The organism is Phreatobacter aquaticus (assembly GCF_005160265.1).
In the GTDB taxonomy this organism is placed as follows: Bacteria; Pseudomonadota; Alphaproteobacteria; order Rhizobiales; family Phreatobacteraceae; genus Phreatobacter; species Phreatobacter aquaticus.
In genome coordinates this window covers 2,959,643-2,977,312 of record NZ_CP039865.1, presented here as the reverse complement: position 1 = coordinate 2,977,312, position 17,670 = coordinate 2,959,643, and the positions used below count along the sequence as shown (strand labels likewise).

Below are 17,670 nucleotides of genomic sequence, written 5' to 3'. Positions count from 1 at the left end.
TACCGAACGCACCGATCACCACGTCGTGAACGCAATGGCACAGGCCCGGTTATCCCGTGCGGTAACAGCCAAGGCGGCTGAACCGTAAGCGAAAGGACAGTCACGCCAAGCGAAGCTCCCGCCATGCAGCCAGCCAACCCCGCCGCGATACCACCGAAGCGTCCGCGCGACCTGCGCCTCGACGTGTTCCGCGGCCTGTGCATGCTGATCATCTTCATTGCCCACCTGCCCGAGAACCCGTGGCTTGCCTGGATTCCCGCGCGGTTCGGCTTCTCCTCGGCCACCGAGCTGTTCGTGTTCGGCTCGGGCTTCGCGAGTGCGGTCGCCTTCGGCCGGACCTTCTCAACTGCGGGCTTCTGGCCCGGCACGCTCAAGATCGCCAAGCGGATCTGGCAGCTCTACTGGGCCCATCTCGGGCTGTTCGTGGCCTTGGCGGGCATCACCGTGCTGGTCGCGCCGCCATCAAGCCAGGCCTGGATGGCAATCGACTACCTGATCAAGGCACCTGCTGATGCGCTGGCGGGCCTGGTGACGCTCACCTTCGTGCCGATGCTGCTCGACATCCTGCCGCTCTACATCGTGGTTCTGGCGCTGGTGCCGGTGATGGTGGCGGCGCGGCAGGTCCATCCGGTGCTGCCGTTCGCGCTTTCGGCGGCGCTCTATCTCGCCACCTGGATGTTCGGCCTCGCCATGCCCGGCCGCGGCGACACCGGCCAGCCCTGGTTCTTCAATCCCTTCGCCTGGCAGGCCCTGTTCTTCGCAGGCTTTGCCATCGGCCTTGGCTGGTGGACGCCGCCACGGCTTGGCGAGCGCCGGCTGGTCTGGCTGTCGGCCGCGATCGTCGTCGTCTCGGTGCCGTTCAACTTCTGGGCCATCACCGACGCCTGGCCCGTGCTGGTCGACCTTCAGGTCTGGGCCTTCCCGCTCAACACCTGGACCAACCTGCACCCCGTCAGGCTGATCCACTTCCTGGCGCTGGCCTATCTGACCCTGTCGCTGCTCGAACACGCACGGTTCCTGCTGGAAACCCGCGTGGCAAAGGTGCTGACGCTGGTCGGAACCCAATCGCTGCCGGCGTTCCTGGCCTGCACCGCGCTCGCCTGGATGGGTGGCATCGCGCTCGACATGGTTGGCCACGAGGCTGGCCCTGTGGCACTCGTCAATCTCGCGGGGCTTGGCGGAGTGGTCGCGGCGGCCTGGATCGCCAAGCTGTTCAAGAGCGAGCCCTGGACCAAGCCGAAACCGGCACGCGCGCCCATCGTCATGCCGGCGCCTGGTCAGCCTCAGGCTCTGGAGCGCTGATCAGAGGCGATAGGCCATCCTCAAGCCGCCCCAGTGCTTGCCGAACACACGGACGGGGGCGTCGATCTCCTTCATCATGACGACCACCCCATTGCCCATGTCGCGGGCATAGGACTGGATCAGATAGGGCCGCACGCTGCGGGCGGCGGAGAGACCGGCGCGGTCGTCGAAGATGCGCTTGTTGCGGCAGTTCGCTGCGTTCCAGACGGGATCGTCGGGCTTCTGCGGCTTGGAGAACGCGGCATTGTGGACCGGGAGATAGGCGTTCCGATCCAGCGTCGCGCAGAACACCATCTGCTTGTCGAGGCCGAGCCAGCGTTCCTGGATCGCCGGAAGCACAGCCTCGAGAGCCGCCAGATAGCGGGTGGTGAACTGCACCGGGTTGGTGCCGGGGATCGGCTTGTAGTCGTTGTCGAACATGTCGTCGCGGCTGAGCTTGCGCGCCTGGGCGGCCTGCTCGATCGCCTGCGATATCTCGGCACTGGCATCGAGCACCCGGCGGACCCGTTCGGCATCGACCTCGCGGAGTGCTGCGAGCTTCTCGGCTAGCCGTGAGCGCGTCTCGCCATCGAGATTGGCGAACTGGCAATGCAGCCCAAGGCCGGAGCGGCTTACGATGGTCGCGCGCAGGGCGCCGATGGCTGTCAGCGTGCAGGGATAGGTCTGGCCAACCTGGAACCGCTCCGCGCCAGCAACCGCCAGCAGCATGCCGTCCTCGGAGATGTCGACCGTCTTGCCATCGACGTCGCCCGAGGCCAGCCGCACGCGGACCGCGATATCGGCAGGCAAGCGGTCGAACCGGCGGCGATCGCCGATCTCGGACTGGCGCAGGAAGATGGTGAAGCGCGACCTGAGCTTCTCTGACAGCTCGCCGGCGCGCTGGCCCGCGAGATCGGCCGCGTGGGACGTCTCCTCGGCCTCGTGCGCCGCCGCATCGATGGCGCTGGCGCCGGTCGAGACCGTCTCGATGAACCGCGACGTCTCCGTGGCCGATTGCGACAGGTCGCCAATGGTCTCGATCTGCTGGTCGACCGCGCCAGCAACCTGCTCGAAGACCGGACGGATGGCCTCGACAGCGCCGGCAATGTCCTGGACAGCGACGATCGAGGCCTGGCTGTCCGCCTGAAGCTTGCCGATGCGCCGGGCGATCTCGTCGGTGGCGCGCTGGGTCTCCTGGGAGAGCATCTTCACCTCGGTGGCCACGACCGCGAAGCCCTTGCCGAGTTCGCCGGCGCGTGCCGCCTCGATGGTTGCATTGAGCGCCAGCAGGTTGGTCTGGCGGGCAATCTTGGCAATCAGGCCGACCACTTCGTCGATCTCGGCCGAAGAACTGCGCAGACCATCGACGCTGGTCGAGGCCGCATCCGCCGCAACGATCGCCGTCTCGGTGAGCCGGGTCGCGTGGCGCACCTGACCGCCGATCTCGCGCGCGCTCTGGGCGAATTCCTCGGTCGCGGCGGCCAATTGCCGACCGTTCTCGGAGGCGCTGGAGGCAAGCCGGTCAAGCGAGCGGGAGCGCTCGCGGATCGCGGAGAGCGCGCGCGATGCCGCGACCGTGCCCTCGTGGACGTCATGGGTGGAGGCGGATACGTCGCCGATGACCTTCATCAGGTCGGACTCGACCAGATCGATCGTGTCGCGGACCTGGGCGATTTCCGCCTTCAACCGGGCGATCTCGACCGCGTCACCATGCGATGCGGCCTGAACTGGCTCGCCGGTCGGAATGGGTCGCTTCCTGGTCCACTTCAGACCGAATGCCATGGGTTATCCCCTCCACGGGTCGGTCGGATTCACCGTTCCATTGCGCGGGGAGGTTAGTCCGTCATGGTAAACCTTGCCTTAACGGCACGACCATGTGGTGCAGACCACGAGCCATTGCACCCGTCAGCGTGTCCCGCCCTGTGCCAGCAGGTTGCGGACGGCCTGAGGCAGGCCGTCGTAATGGTCGAGGATGAGGGTCGGCGCCATGTCGATGAGCGGTATTGCCGTATAGCCTCCTGAAAAGGCAATCACGGGTACCTTCGCTGCCTGCGCAGCCCGGATATCCGGCTCGGAATCGCCGACCATGATGGCGCGCTCGGGGTCGCCGCCGGCCTGCTTGATGGTCAGGAGGAGGTGGTCTGGGTGGGGCTTGCGCACGGCAAACGTGTCCTGGCCGGTGATGGCGGCAAAGCGGCTGGCGAGGCCAAGCTCTTCCAGCAACTGTACTGCCAGCGCATGCAGCTTGTTGGTGCAGACCGCGAGCGTCATGCCTTCGGCGGCGAAGATGTCGAGGGCTTCGACGATGCCCGGGAAGGGCCGGCTGTCGCGGGCGATCCGCTGGCGGTAGGCCACGACATAGCGGCCATAGACCTCCTCGATCTCGTCCTGCACCAGTCCCCGCCCCTGCAGCTTCAAGGCCTTCTCGATCATCGGCTTCATGCCGTGCCCGATCAGGCTCTTGGCCTGTTCGAGGTCGACGGGATCCAGCCCTTCCGCTTCGAGCAGCCAGGACAGCGTGCCGATCAGGTCGGGGTGGGTGTCGACGAGCGTGCCGTCGAGATCGAAGACGATGGTGGGTGCGGTCATGGGTGATGGGCTGCCGGTTCTTCGGGAGAGGTCAGCACGTCATGCCGAAGCGGCGGCTGATTGTCACCTGATGTTGCGCCAGACGTGCGTGAAACGGAGTGCTCGGCTGGAAGCGGAGTGCTAGAAGACGCCCCTCAGATTGTCCCGATGGAGGCCATCCATGAACGCTCCGCTGACGTCCGCTCCGCTCGCCCTGAAGGATCCCTCGCTGCTCAAGTCGCAGTGCTATGTGAACGGCGAGTGGATCGGCAAGGGCGTGGACCCGATCATCAACCCGGCAACAGGACAGACCATCGCCCTGGTGCCGCGTTTCGGCGCCAAGGAAGCGGCAGAAGCTGTCGAGCATGCCGACCGCGCGTTCAAGCTCTGGTCGAAGAAGACGGCCAAGGAGCGCTCGAACATCCTGCGCAAGTGGTTCGACCTGATGATCGCCAATACCGACGATCTCGCGACCATCATGACCGCCGAGCAGGGCAAGCCGCTGGCGGAAGCCAAGGGTGAGATCGCCTATGCAGCCTCCTTCGTCGAGTTCTTCTCCGAGGAAGCCCGCCGGGTGAACGGCGAGGTCATCCCGACGCACCGGCCGGACCATCGCATCATCGTGCAGAAGCAGCCGATCGGCGTCTGCGCCGCCATCACGCCGTGGAACTTCCCGGCCGCCATGATCACCCGCAAGTGCTCGCCGGCCATCGCTGTCGGCTGTACCACTGTGGTGAAGCCGGCACCGGAGACGCCGCTGACCGCCCTGGCGCTTGCCGAACTCGCCCATCGCGCCGGATTGCCGGCGGGCGTCCTCAACATCATCACGGGCGATGCCGCCCCGATCGGCAAGACCTGGTGCGAGCACCCGACCGTGCGTTTCATCGGCTTCACCGGCTCGACCCCGGTCGGCAAGCTTCTGATGGCGCAGGCCGCTTCCACCGTGAAGCGCGTCGGCCTCGAGCTTGGCGGCAATGCGCCCTTCATCGTGTTCGATGACGCCGATATCGATGCCGCGGTCGAGGGCGCCATGGCGTCGAAGTATCGCAACATGGGCCAGACCTGCGTCTGCGCGAACCGGCTCTATGTCCACGAGACCGTCCATGACGAATTCGTCGCCAAGTTCACCGCCAAGGTGCGCGAGCTGAAGGTGGGCAATGGCTTCGATGTCGGCGTCACCCAGGGCCCGCTGATCAAGGCGGCCGCCGTCGACAAGGTGGTGCGCCATGTCGAGGATGCGCTCGCCAAGGGCGCCAAGGTGGAGACCGGCGGCAAGCGCTCGGCCCTCGGCCAGACCTTCTACGAGCCGACCGTGCTGTCCGGCGTGACCAAGGACATGATCGTCACCCAGGAAGAGACGTTCGGCCCGGTCGCGCCGGTCTACAAGTTCAAGACCGAGGACGAGGTGATCCATCTCGCCAATGACCAGCCCTTCGGCCTTGCCAGCTACTTCTATGGCCGCGATATCGGCCGCATCTTCCGCGTTGCCGAGGCGCTGGAATTCGGCATGGTCGGCATCAATACCGGCATGGTCGGCGTGGATGTCGCGCCTTTCGGCGGCGTCAAGGAATCGGGGCTTGGCCGCGAGGGCTCGCATCACGGCGTCGAGGAATTCCTCGAGCTGAAGCTGATGATGCTCGGCGGCATCGACAAGTAAGCCGCTAGCGCAGGGCGAGCGAGGTTGGGGTCAGCGACTTCAGCCCCCTCGCCCGCACAAGGACAAGGCTTAGTTCCGGTCGGCCCATGCGGTCGACCGTTGCATTCTCGGCCTCGCCCAGCACCTCGAACTGCCCGTCGAGCCCACCGCCAAGGCGCTGGAATGTCGAGGCGAGCGCCACGACGATGGCGTCTCGGCCGGAATAGGCGCGCTGGTCCTGCCGGAAGGCAAAGCCCCGAGGATCCGGCCCCAGCACGATGACCGGCGCGATATCGCCGACGACGAGATCGACCTTGCCGCCTTCGTTCCATGTCAGGGCGGCGACGATCGGACCTCCCGGGCGGCCAACTCCCAGAGCCTGAAGGCGCGGGCGAAGCTCCGTCCAGTTCAGCGCATCGATGGTCGGATCAGCGCGGACGGGCAGACCGAGGCGGGTGGCAAGGCCGGTCGCACCGATGATGCCGAGCCCCAGTGCCAGCGCCACGGCCAGCGCGCCGCTCCAGCGCGCCCAAGCGGCCGGCGAGGGCTTGGCGTCCGGGTTCTCGGCGAGCCACAGGCCAAGCAGCGGAAAGACGAAGAACCAGCCCGGCATGGGCCAGTGCGGCAGGGCCCAACCCGACCAGAGCGATTGGAGCGTGAAGTAGAGGATCGAGGGCAAGGCGAGCGCCAGGCAGAACAGCCGGCGCGGCTCGGACCATCGGCCCATGGCCGCGACGCCGGCATAGGTGAGCGGGACCGCGACCCAGGGCGCGAGCCAAACGAACTGGCCCGCCACCATCTGCAGGAACGACGAGGGCGTGAAACCGACGCCGCCGCCGCGCGCCGCCTGGAACTTCAGGGAAGCCCAGCCATTGCCGATGTTCCAGAAGATGACCGGTGACACGACGAGGGCGGCGAGAAGCGCGCCGAGATAGGGCGCGGGATGGATGAGCCACCGGCGATGCGGTGTCGCGAGGAGGAAGATCGCCAGCCCCGCGATGACGAAGACGGCCGAGTACTTCGAGAGGCCGGCCAAGCCGAAGCACAGGCCGGCGACGCTCCAGGCGGTCCAGGGCGACGGCGTCTCCCCTGCGGTTGGGAAGAACAGGCGAGCGAGCGCCAGCATGCCGGCGGCAAGGGAGAACAGCAGCGTGCCATCGGGCACGATCCATGTGCCGGGAGCGGCGAGGAAGAAGACGGAGACATTGAGAGAGAATGTCGCCCAGAGGCCGGCCTGCGGGCCGAACAGCCGGGACGTAAGGCGGAACATCATCCAGGACGTGCCGGCAAAGAGCAGGATGAACGGCAGGCGGACGGCCCAGGTCGTGCCGAAGAGCCACATCGACGCATGGGCGAGCCAGATGTGCAGCGGCGGATGGTCAAAATAGGACAGCGCCAGAAAGCGCGCCTGTCCCAGCGTGTAGCTCTCGTCGACACCGAAGCCGAGCAGCGCGGCGAAGGCGATGCGCAGCGCCGTGAAGCCGGCGATGAGGATGAGCGCCGCGCGGGCGGGATCAGGCGACAGGCGATCGAAGGGCGTCATGCCCGTGGCGTTAGCAGAGGTCAGGCCCGGGCGCGATAGCTCTGGACCGCATCGCTGATCGACTTCGCACCAAACAGCACGAATGTGACGCCGACGATGCGGGTGACGATGAGGCCATGGGTGAGGAAGAAGCGCCGGACCGCGGGCAAGCCGGCAATGGCGATCAGGATGATATCGGCGAGGACATAGCCGATAATCGCCGTGCCCATGATCCAGGGCGCCATGGTCCAGGACAGCAGGCCGGCATAATGGCCGACCAGCACGGTGAACATGGCGACCGCGACGGGATAGGCCTTGGGGTTGGTGACGCCGAACAGGGCACCTGCGACCAGCGGCCTGCCGCCGCCGATGACGGAAGCCCCTGAGGCCTCGCGGGCGAGGATCGCCCTTCCCCCGAGCCAGACGAGGTAGAGCCCGCAGAAGATGCCAAGCGCCTCGAACAGCAGCGGCCCCAATTGGCTTACGCCGATGAGGCCGGCCAGCGCCAGCGTGCCCCAGAGCACATCACCGACGAGATGGCCGGTGACGAACAGGGTGGCGGTTCGCCGGCCCTCACGCGCCGTCAGTGCAAAGAGAGCGAGGAAGCCCGGACCAGGTGTCAGCACATAGATCATGGCCGCGGCAAGGGTGGCGAAGAAGAGACCAACGGTCATGGAAAGGCCCGCAAGCGTGATGGACATGTATCCCATCACGCTTGCGGGCCCTGAATGCAAGAAGCCGGCGCTGCAGATCAGCTGACCGCCGGCCGGTCTCAGTTCTGCAGCTTGATATCGGCCTTCTGGATGATGTCCTTGAACTTGGCCATTTCCGACACCGACTTCTGCCGCATCTCGTCCGGTGACGAAGGAGTCGATTCAGCGCCCATTTCCTCGAAACGGGCCACGACCGCCGGCTCGGCCAGCAATTCGCGCATCGCCGTGGTCAGGCGGTCGCAGATCTCCTTCGGCGTGCCCTTTGGCGCGGCGAAGCCGTTCCAGGATGTGATGTCGAACCCCGGCAGTGTATTCGCCAGTGCCGGCACTTCGGGGGCGATCTTCGCCGGCTTCAGCGAGGTAACCGCCAGGCCACGAATTGTCCCGGCCTTGTAGTGCGGATAGGGCGAAGTGAAATTGTCGAAGGAGAGCTTCACTTCGCCACCGATCAGCGCCTGAACGAGGGCAGCCGAAGAACGCATCGGAACATGAGTCAGGCGGGTTCCCGTCAACTGCATGAACAGCTCCGCCGACAGGTGGATCGACGTGCCGATGCCCGACGAGCCGAAATTCTCCTTGCCGGGATTGGCCTTCAGATAGGCGATGAACTCCTGCAGGTTCTGCGCCGGGATCGACGGATGGATGCACATGAAGTTCGGCTGCGACGACGACAGCGACAGGAACTCGAAATCGTCCAGCGGCTTGAACGGCAGGCGCTCGCCGTAGAGGTTCGGGTTGATGCCGTGATTGGCGATCGTCGTCATGCCGATCGTGTAGCCGTCGTTGGTGGAACGGGCCAAGGCGGCAACGCCGACATTGCCGCCGGCACCGGCGCGGTTTTCGATGACGAAGCTCTGGCCGAGCTTGACGGACAGCCGCTCACTCACGATGCGGCCGATGACGTCGGTTGAGCCGCCGGCACCGAACGGAACGATCACGGTCACGGGGCGGGCGGGGTAGGCCTGGGCAAAGCCTTCGCTGCCGACGAAGGGGGTAGCCAGCGCGCCGCCGGCAAGCGCCAGGGCCGAGCGGCGGGACAGAACGGTCTTCATGTTTCCTCCGAGGAATGGATGCAGCTTGTCGCTGTCTTCATTCCGGGAGCCTAGCACGCGTTACGCCGACTTCAATGGTCGCGGCGCGGGAACACACCCGGCCACCAGCCAGTTTCCGACCGTTGATCGGTCAGAGCTCGGGCGGCATCGGCTTCAGCTGCTTCGGCAGGGCGGCGAGATCGGCCTCGACCTCACCGAGCCTGGCGGCCAGCGCCGATTCGGCCTCTGTGCGGTTGCTGAATTCGACACCACCGACCACGAATTTCTCGCCACGCAGGAAGCCCGACTTCCGGATCTCGACGCCATTGGTCTTGAGGTCCGACAGGAGCTTCTGGGCCGCCGTGATCTTGGCGTTGACGCCCATGTTCTGCTCCTGGATCAGCGCGCGCTCGCGGCGGCGCTCCTCGGCGTCCAGCTTGTAACGCCGCGCATCGATCCGGGCCTTGTATTCGGACGGCTCGAGCCATTCCGTGCGCTGGCAGACAACCAGCAGCGACGACGTGGTGCCGCCGGCCCAACCGAGACCAAAGGCGCCGAGAACGGCCTCGGGCTCGCGGCGGTTGCCCTGGCGCACCACCTTCTGGTGCTCGTGATAGGTCAGGCTCTTGTCGAGCGGCACGACCATCTTGATTTCCCACTGATCCTCGTTGAGGTCGGCGATCAGCTGGTCGAGCTTGGCGGTGATCTCGGGGACATTGACCGTCACCGCGCCAAGGCTCCACTCCTTGTCGCCCTCCGTCTTGGTCCAGGAGGGAAACAGGTCGACGGTAAATTGCTTGGTGGTGATCCAGGGGACCATCGTGGTGATCTCGGTGTTCTTCGCAGGGATGGAAACGGGTGGGACGGATGGTGCGGTGACGACTGGCGGGGCCGGCTCGTCATAGGCGACGGCAGGGCTCGGCGGCAGCGGGGTTTCTACCGATCCGGCAGCGGCGAGCGGCGGAATCGAGGGTTCAGTGGCCGGCTCGGCTTCGCTCGACACTTGGCCAAGCGTGGGGGCCGACGGCTCGGCAGGCGGAGCGGCGACGGTCGGGCCAGCCAGGAATGCTGGCACATCGGGCGGCGAAACAGGCGCCGAGGCTGCGATAACAGGCATGGTCAATGGCGGATCGATCGAGCGGTCGATGGGCGCGTGCGGCTGGGCGGCCAGATCCGCGAGAGCCTTCAGGATATCGCCCTCAGCGCCGCTGTCGGTCTCGGCTGCCGCCGGCAGCGGCGAGCCCTTCAAGATAGCGGTTCCAGATGACGGCGTGATCGCGTCCGAGCTCATACAGATAATCCCAGGAATAGATGCCCGATGAATGCAGATCGTCAAAGCTGAGCCGGACAGCATAATGCCCGACGCGGTCGATGCCGATCACTTGAACGTCCCGCTTGCCGCCAATGAACTTGCGTTCCGATGGCGAATGTCCCTGCACCTCGGCCGAGGGGCTTTCCACCCGGAGATATTCGGCATCAAGGGCGAAAATGTGCCCATCGTCGAAACTCACGGTCAGGCGGCTCCTGTCGGCCGCAAGCCGCAGCTCTGTCGGCCAGGCATGGTGCCTGCCGGTCGCGCTTTCGACCGCGCTGACTTCGGCCATGGCCATCCCCTGATTCCGGCGGAATTTCGCGTGGATCGACAGGTAGACGGTTCCCGGACGATCTTCAACGGCGGGAGGGCTGACGAAGTCGATTTGGTAGCCTAAATATAGAGGCGAGGCCGGCGCGTTTTCCGGCGGCCCATGGGATAGCAGGCGTCCATGCTCAACCGCGTCACCGTCAAGCCGGCCCCGATGATCGATCCGTTCGGTCGGACAATCGACTACCTGCGTGTGTCGGTGACCGACCGCTGCGACTTCCGCTGCGTCTATTGCATGGCGGAGAACATGACCTTCCTGCCGAAGAAGGATCTCCTGTCGCTGGAGGAGCTCGACCGGCTGTGTTCGGCCTTCATCGCCAAGGGCACCCGCAAGCTCAGGCTGACCGGCGGCGAACCTCTGGTGCGCAAGGAGGTGATGACGCTGTTCCGCTCGCTATCGCGGCATCTCGACAGCGGCGCGCTGGACGAATTGACGCTCACCACCAATGGTTCCCAGCTGAAGCGCCACGCGGCCGACCTCGCCGCCTGCGGGGTGCGGCGCATCAATGTGTCGCTGGACACGCTGGACGCCGATAAATTCAGGACGATCACGCGCTGGGGCAATCTCCAGGATGTCCTCGACGGCATCGATGCAGCGCTCGCCGCCGGCATCCACGTGAAGATCAATGCGGTTGCGCTGAAAGGCGTCAATGAAGCCGAGATCGAGGACCTGATCATCTGGGCCCATGGCAAGGGCATGGACATCTCGTTCATCGAGGTCATGCCGCTCGGCGATATTGAGCCGCTGCGCCTCGATCAATATTTGCCGCTGTCCGTGGTGCGCGCGCGCTTGATGGACCGCTGGACGCTTCAGGAAAGCAGCTACCGGACCGGCGGGCCCGCCCGTTACGTCACCGTGAGCGAGACCGGTGGCCGCGTCGGCTTCATCACGCCGATGACTCACAATTTCTGCGAAAGCTGCAATCGGGTGCGAATCACGTGCACCGGAACGCTCTACATGTGCCTCGGCCAGGATGATGCCGCCGACCTGAGAGCCCCGCTCAGGGCTTCCGAAGCCGACGACCTGCTCTATTCCGCGATCGACCAGGCAATTTCGCGCAAGCCCAAAGGGCACGATTTCGTTATCGACCGCCGCACCAACCGGCCCTCTGTCACCCGTCACATGAGCACGACCGGGGGGTAATACACGCAATCTTTCCGGAAGTTGCGCAAGGGAAGATCCGTAAGGACGCAATATTGCGCAAGCATAGTTCTCTATGCGGATCAGATTTGCACGCTGACCTCTTCGCGTTCTTTTTTTCGCCACATTCCGAAGGCGTATGCCCTCCAACGCAGAGGCCTGAACGCCGTTGCGTCGAACGTTTCCCGCAGTTCAGGCCAGCACCCGCATTCCCATAGGCCAAACACCGGAGCAGCGGCGCTCCGGTTTTATGTTTTTGAGGCGACCTCGATGACCCGTTCATCCATGTCGCAGCTCGATCCCGTTGCTATCCGGGCCGAGCTGCGCAGCATCCTTCTTTCGCCCTTCGTCCCCGAAGGCAGCCTGCTCGCCAGGATTTTGACCTATGTGGTCGAGCGGACGCTCGCTGGCGATGGCCGGTCGATCAAGGCCTATACGATCGCGGTCGAGGCCCTCGGCCGCAACCCGAACTTCAATCCGGATCGCGATTCGACAGTGCGTGTGGCGGCGATGCGCCTGCGCAACGCGCTCGATCTCTATTACGATGGCCCGGGCGCTGCGAATGTGTTGCGCATCCGGCTGGTTCCTGGCTGCTACCGGCCGACCTTCGAGGAAGCTGTCCTTGTCGAGAGCGCTCCGGTCGCTCCGGCGACTGCCGAGCCAGGACGCCTCGCGCAGTCCGTCAAGGTGCTGACATCCACCCGCATGTGGCTGTTGGCGCTCACTGTCGCCCTTGGCGCCGACCTCGCCATGACGCTGTCGTTGATGGCCTCGCAGCGGACGCCGGAGACCGCGGTCTATGACCTGATCAACCAGGACATCCAGCGCAGCTACAATCAACGCGGCGGCTATTGAGCTGACTTCGGCTGGCCGCGAGCAGCAGCTTTGCCGAACTATGGCTCGACGGGCGGCCGCAGCAGCGGTAGCTCATGCACGGGATGAAACGACCGGAGCACCGCGTGCCCAACTTCGATGTCATCGTCGCCGGTGTCGGCGGCATGGGTTCGGCGGCCTGCCTGCAGCTCGCCCGCCGTGGCCAAAAAGTGCTCGGGCTTGAGCGCTTCGATATTCCCCATGCGATGGGATCGTCACACGGCATCAACCGGATCATCCGGCTGGCCTATTTCGAACATCCCTCCTATGTGCCGCTGCTGCGCCGCGCCTATCAGCTCTGGCGTGAGACCGAACAGCGCTTTGGCGAACAATTGCTCTATGTGACCGGCGGCGTGGATGCCGGACCGGCCGAGAGTTCGGTCGTCACCGGCTCGCTCGCCGCGTGCCGGGCCCATGACCTGCCTCACGAACTGCTCGATGCTCGCGAGATCATGCGGCGCTTCCCCGCCTTCCGCCTTCCAGACCACTATGTCGGCAACTACCAGGCCGATGCGGGCTTCGTGATGAGCGAGCGGGCGATCGTCGCCCAGACCACCATGGCAATGGCTGCAGGCGCCGACATCCGCGCACGCGAGGCAATTGTCGACTGGGAGCCAACCGCCGGCGGTGGCGTGCGCGTGCGCACGACGAAGGGCACCTACGAGGCCGGACGATTGATCTTGTCCACCGGCGCCTGGATTGCCGACCATGTCCCGGCCCTTGCCGGCAAGGCCGTTCCGGAACGCCAGGTGCTCGGCTGGTTCCAGCCTAAGGAACCTCAGCACTTCGCGTTGGGCGCCCTCCCCGTCTCGATCGTCGATGCCCCCAGCGCGCGCTGCTATCAGTTTCCGGTCTTCGGCGTTCCCGGCTTCAAGATCGGGCTCTATCACCACTTCCGTCAGCTCGGCCATGCCGACACCCTCTCGCGCGAGCCGACGGCGGATGACGAGGCCGCGCTGCGCCAGGTCGTGCGCGAGGTGTTTCCCGGCGCTGATGGCGCCACCATGGCCCTCAAGGCGTGCCTGTTCACCAACACTCCCGACGAGCATTTCGTTGTCGACTGCCTGCCAGGTGTCCCCCAGGTGGTGGTTGCCTCGCCTTGCTCGGGCCACGGGTTCAAGTTCGCCAGCGTGATGGGAGAGGTGCTTGCCGATCTCGCCATCGACGGGACCACTCGCCATGACATCGGATTGTTCAGCCTGTCGCGCCTGAACGGCTGACGCGGCCTCTCCCGCCAACCGGGCTCCCCGAATGTCCTTCTCGCTGCCAGCTGCAACGGCCGCCGACAACCGCCGCGGCATCATTGCCATGGTGACGGCGATGGCCTGCTTCATGACCAATGATACGCTGGTCAAGATTGTCGCCGAGGATCTGCCCTCCGGCGAGATCATCGCCATCCGCAACGGCTTCGCGATCGTGCTGGTCATCGGCTGGATGGCAGCATCCGGACTGCTCGCTCAGGCCCGCAGCATCCTTTCGCCGCTCGTCCTGTCGCGAGCTGTGCTGGAAGCCATCGTCGCATTCCTGTTCATCACGGCATTGCCGAGCATGCCGATCGCCGACATCACGGCGATCTTCCTGCTGACGCCGCTCCTGATCACCGCGGTGTCAGGCCCGATCTTCAAGGAACATGTCGGCTGGCGCCGCTGGTCGGCAGTGGTCGCGGGATTTGTCGGCATGCTGCTGGTGGTCAAGCCGGGTGGCGAGGGCTTTGTCGCCGGGAGCGCAACCGCGCTTGCGCTGATCAGCGTGTTGTTCTGCACAGTGCGCGACATCGTCACACGGTTCATCCCGCCGCGTATTCCGACCATGGTGGTGACGCTCTCGACCTGTTCCGCTGTCGGCCTGTTCGCCGCCGCGATGATCCCGTTCCAGGGCTGGGCGCCTGCGACGCTGACCCACGTTCTCTATCTCTTTGCCGCATCGATCGTGCTCGTCATCGGGAACTTCGCGATGATCCAGTCCTTTCGCGGCGTCGAGGTCTCCCTGATCTCGCCGTTCCGCTACAGCGTCATGGTCTGGGGCATCCTGTCGAGCATCACGGTGTTCGGCGTCTGGCCCGACGGCGCGAGCTGGATGGGAATTGGGCTGATCGTTGGCGCCGGCCTCTACACGTTGCATCGCGAACGCGTCCGCCAGCGCATCAGGACGCCGGAACAAGAAGCGGCCAACGCCCCGCCTTGAGCGCTGACCACTCCGGCCGCAAAGATCTGCTTGCCAAAAATTGCGCACGAAGTGCCCACGAGCCCTGATGTCGCAACATTGGAGCGGCCTTTTTGTTGGATTCGCCCCGTACCCGGCTATTGTGCCGCGCGCAGCCGTGGCATAGAGAAGCCGCGGCTTTCGGGCCGGAGGCGATCGCACCAACAACCGCGACGCCGCAAAGGGGAAAGACAGAGGGGGAAACGCCTGCCGCAGCTGCAAGGCGCGCGACGGGCACGGGGTCTCGGCTGACGCACGGCCGCGGTGCTTCGCTCTCTCGATGTCTCACATGTCCCGGGGCTGGCCCGGGGCGTATGCCATGGGAGGATGCGCGCGCGCGTTCGCCGACGGTTTCCCGTATTTGAACTCATTGCAGGGAGCCGGGCACAAATGGGCGGACTTCTTTCCATCAGCCGCGCGATCGATGCGGTCAACACCAGGATCGGCAAGACGATCAGCTGGCTGATCCTCGCGGCCGTCGTCATCTCGGCCGGCAATGCCGTGGTCCGCAAGGTGTTCAATTCCTCGTCCAATGCCTGGCTCGAGCTGCAATGGTACCTGTTCGGTGCGGTGTTCCTGCTGTGCGCAGGCTGGACGCTGCTCGCCAACGAGCACATCCGGATCGATGTGGTGAACAGCCACCTGTCGCGGCGCACCCGCAATATCATCGACATTGTCGGGCACACCCTGTTCCTGATGCCGCTGTGCATCCTCATCCTGATCGACAGCTGGCCGTTCTTTCTGAAGTCGTTCCTGCAGAACGAGCAATCGATGAATGCCGGCGGCCTCGTGGTCTGGCCGGCCAAGCTGCTGGTCGTCGTTGGATTTGCCCTGCTTCTGATCCAGGGCATCAGCGAACTGATCAAGCGCATCGCCATCATGCAGGGCAAGCTCGAGGACGTGCATGGCGGAGGCCATCACGAGATGGTCGAGGCTGAAGCCCAACGCCTGCTGGAGCAAGCAAAGGCCGACGGCCTGATCGAATCGGCCAAGAAGTGACGCGTTCCGGGAGACCTGCCTTGACCCTATCTCGCATCCTCTCGGGCGCGGCTGCCACACTCTGCGCAGCGCTTCTGATCCTCACGCTCTCTGCCGAGCCGGCTCTCGCAGCCGGCGGTGTCGGCGGCTTCCTGCGTGAGAACATGGCCCCGGTCATGTTCGTCGCCCTCGTGTTCTTCCTGCTGCTCGGCTATCCCGTCGCCCTCGCACTCGCCGCCAACGGCCTGTTCTTCGCCATCATCGGCATCGAACTGGGGCTGTTCCAGCCGAACTTCCTGCAGGCTCTTCCCGAGCGCATCTTCGGCGTGATGAACAACGAGACGCTGCTGGCGATCCCGTTCTTCACCTTCATGGGCCTTATCCTCGAGCGCTCCGGCATGGCGGAAGACCTGCTCGACACGATCGGGCAGCTGTTCGGTACCATCAAAGGTGGTCTTGCCTATGCGGTGATCTTCGTCGGCGCACTGCTGGCGGCAACCACTGGTGTCGTGGCGGCATCCGTCATCTCGATGGGCCTGATCTCGCTGCCGATCATGCTGCGCTACGGCTATGACCGCCGCGTCGCATCCGGCGTGATCGCCGCCTCGGGGACTCTCGCGCAGATCATCCCGCCCTCGCTGGTGCTGATCGTCATGGCCGACCAGCTCGGCCGCTCGGTCGGTGACATGTACGAAGGCGCCTTCGTGCCGGGCCTTGTCCTGTCGCTGCTCTATGCGGTCTACATCTTCCTTGTGACCATGCTCGCGCCAAAGGCCGCTCCTGGCCTGCCGCTCGATGCGATCCTCTACAAGCAGGATGACGGCAAGCGCGGCACTTGGAAGCTCGGCGTGCTCGTCCTCTATGCCGGTGCCGTCGGCGTCTTCATCCTGAAGCAGACGGCCGTGGGTGCGGGCGCGGACTTCGTTATCCTCACCATGTCGGTGGCGGTGCTGGTCGCGTTCGTCGCGGTGGTCTTCAACTATTATTTCGGGTCCACGCGCTTCATCCTGACCGTCCTCGTCACGGCCGCGACGCTGGCCGTGTACTTTTTCCTCAAGCAATCCGGATTCAGCACCTGGTCGCTTGTGGTCGAGGCCATCACGGCGGGCCTGCTCTATGCGGTGTTCGTGGGCGCTGTCGAACGCTTCGGTGGCCTGAAGCTCGTCTCGCCCATCGCGGAGCAGGTCACCTTCGTCATGGTGCCGCCGCTCGGGCTGATCTTCCTAGTGCTCGGCACGATCTTCATCGGCCTCGCCACCCCAACGGAAGGTGGCGCAATGGGCGCCGCGGGCGCCATGATACTGGCGATCATGAAGAAGCGCCTGTCATGGGACCTTGTGCGGCAGGCCAGTGAATCCACCGCCAAGCTGTCGGCCTTCGTGCTGTTCATCCTGGTCGGCGCGCGCGTGTTCTCGCTGACGTTCTATGGCGTCAACGGTCATATCTGGGTCGAACATCTGCTGGTCTCGCTGCCGGGCGGCCAGGTTGGCTTCCTGATCTTCGTCAACGTCATGGTGTTCCTGCTCGCCTTCTTCCTCGACTTCTTCGAGCTGGCCTTCATCGTGGTTCCGCTGCTAGGTCCGGCAGCGGAGAAGCTCGGCATTGATCTCATCTGGTTCGGCGTCATTCTGGGCGTGAACATGCAGACGAGCTTCATGCATCCGCCCTTCGGGTTCGCGCTGTTCTTCCTGCGATCGGTCGCGCCAGCAGAGCCCTACACTGATCGTGTCACCGGCAAGACCATGGAACCGGTCACGACGATGCAGATCTATTGGGGCGCTGTGCCGTTCGTGGTGATCCAGTGCATCATGGTCGGCTTGGTCATCACGTTCCCGCAGATGGTGATGCACTACAAGGCGACAGGGCCGCAGGTGGATCCATCCAAGGTGGAGATCCGCATCGAATTGCCGAGCATCGGCGGCCTGCCCGGCTTCGACACGCCAGGCGGATTGCCCGGTCTCGGCGGTCCGCCGCCGGGCCTCGGCGGCCCGCCGCCCGGCCTCGAGCCACCGGCCGCACCGCGCAACTGATCTCATGCAAGCAAAAGGACCCCGGCACATCTGCCGGGGGCCTTTTTCGTCGT

15 protein-coding genes are annotated in these 17,670 nt (G+C 65.0%); 8 read left to right on the top strand and 7 right to left on the bottom strand.

The features are described 5' to 3' along the window. Window positions 1-123: 123 nt before the first annotated feature. Entirely contained in the window at window positions 124-1,302 is a 1,179-nt protein-coding gene (locus tag E8L99_RS13995) for an OpgC family protein (RefSeq protein ID WP_137100118.1), read from the top strand. Here the strand turns inward: E8L99_RS13995 and E8L99_RS13990 are convergent, their stop codons facing one another. Next, window positions 1,303-3,063 (bottom strand): methyl-accepting chemotaxis protein, encoded by a 1,761-nt coding sequence (locus tag E8L99_RS13990; RefSeq protein WP_137100117.1) that lies wholly within the window; start codon window positions 3,061-3,063, stop codon window positions 1,303-1,305. A gap of 123 nt (window positions 3,064-3,186) precedes the next feature. Continuing rightward, window positions 3,187-3,870, bottom strand: coding sequence for an HAD family hydrolase (locus E8L99_RS13985; protein ID WP_137100116.1), 684 nt, complete (start codon window positions 3,868-3,870; stop codon window positions 3,187-3,189). 160 nt (window positions 3,871-4,030) lie between these two features. Here E8L99_RS13985 and E8L99_RS13980 point away from each other — a divergent pair, with 160 nt between their 5' ends. Beyond that, window positions 4,031-5,506: an NAD-dependent succinate-semialdehyde dehydrogenase gene (locus tag E8L99_RS13980; protein WP_137100115.1), complete on the top strand. Its 1,476-nt coding sequence runs from the start codon at window positions 4,031-4,033 to the stop codon at window positions 5,504-5,506. Between the two features lie 4 nt (window positions 5,507-5,510). Here the strand turns inward: E8L99_RS13980 and E8L99_RS13975 are convergent, their stop codons facing one another. The 5 genes from E8L99_RS13975 to E8L99_RS13955 form a co-directional block, all read right to left on the bottom strand. Beyond that, window positions 5,511-7,028 (bottom strand): ArnT family glycosyltransferase, encoded by a 1,518-nt coding sequence (locus E8L99_RS13975; protein WP_137100114.1) that lies wholly within the window; start codon window positions 7,026-7,028, stop codon window positions 5,511-5,513. 20 nt (window positions 7,029-7,048) lie between these two features. Then, complete coding sequence (locus E8L99_RS13970) at window positions 7,049-7,708, bottom strand: LysE family translocator (RefSeq protein ID WP_168201676.1); 660 nt, start codon at window positions 7,706-7,708, stop codon at window positions 7,049-7,051. Between the two features lie 71 nt (window positions 7,709-7,779). Then, a complete protein-coding gene (locus E8L99_RS13965) occupies window positions 7,780-8,772 on the bottom strand; it encodes a Bug family tripartite tricarboxylate transporter substrate binding protein (protein WP_137100112.1) in 993 nt (330 codons plus the stop codon). Window positions 8,773-8,902: 130 nt separating this feature from the next. Then, window positions 8,903-10,000, bottom strand: a complete 1,098-nt coding sequence (locus tag E8L99_RS13960) for a hypothetical protein (RefSeq protein WP_137100111.1) — start codon at window positions 9,998-10,000, stop codon at window positions 8,903-8,905. Continuing rightward, window positions 9,951-10,355, bottom strand: coding sequence for a gamma-butyrobetaine hydroxylase-like domain-containing protein (locus E8L99_RS13955; protein WP_137100110.1), 405 nt, complete (start codon window positions 10,353-10,355; stop codon window positions 9,951-9,953). Before E8L99_RS13955 ends, E8L99_RS13960 begins: the two co-directional genes overlap by 50 nt. A gap of 159 nt (window positions 10,356-10,514) precedes the next feature. Here E8L99_RS13955 and moaA point away from each other — a divergent pair, with 159 nt between their 5' ends. From moaA to E8L99_RS13925, 6 genes are all read left to right on the top strand, one after another. Further along, window positions 10,515-11,537, top strand: coding sequence for a GTP 3',8-cyclase MoaA (moaA, locus tag E8L99_RS13950; RefSeq protein ID WP_137100109.1), 1,023 nt, complete (start codon window positions 10,515-10,517; stop codon window positions 11,535-11,537). 267 nt (window positions 11,538-11,804) lie between these two features. Continuing rightward, window positions 11,805-12,389: a hypothetical protein gene (locus E8L99_RS13945; protein WP_137100108.1), complete on the top strand. Its 585-nt coding sequence runs from the start codon at window positions 11,805-11,807 to the stop codon at window positions 12,387-12,389. Between the two features lie 104 nt (window positions 12,390-12,493). Then, a complete protein-coding gene (gene solA, locus E8L99_RS13940) occupies window positions 12,494-13,627 on the top strand; it encodes an N-methyl-L-tryptophan oxidase (protein WP_252511111.1) in 1,134 nt (377 codons plus the stop codon). A 31-nt stretch (window positions 13,628-13,658) separates the two neighbouring features. Continuing rightward, complete coding sequence (locus E8L99_RS13935; protein WP_137100107.1) at window positions 13,659-14,591, top strand: DMT family transporter; 933 nt, start codon at window positions 13,659-13,661, stop codon at window positions 14,589-14,591. Window positions 14,592-14,999: 408 nt separating this feature from the next. Further along, window positions 15,000-15,608, top strand: coding sequence for a TRAP transporter small permease subunit (locus E8L99_RS13930; protein WP_137100106.1), 609 nt, complete (start codon window positions 15,000-15,002; stop codon window positions 15,606-15,608). 143 nt (window positions 15,609-15,751) lie between these two features. Continuing rightward, window positions 15,752-17,617, top strand: a complete 1,866-nt coding sequence (locus tag E8L99_RS13925) for a TRAP transporter large permease subunit (protein ID WP_137102121.1) — start codon at window positions 15,752-15,754, stop codon at window positions 17,615-17,617. Window positions 17,618-17,670: the final 53 nt, after the last annotated feature.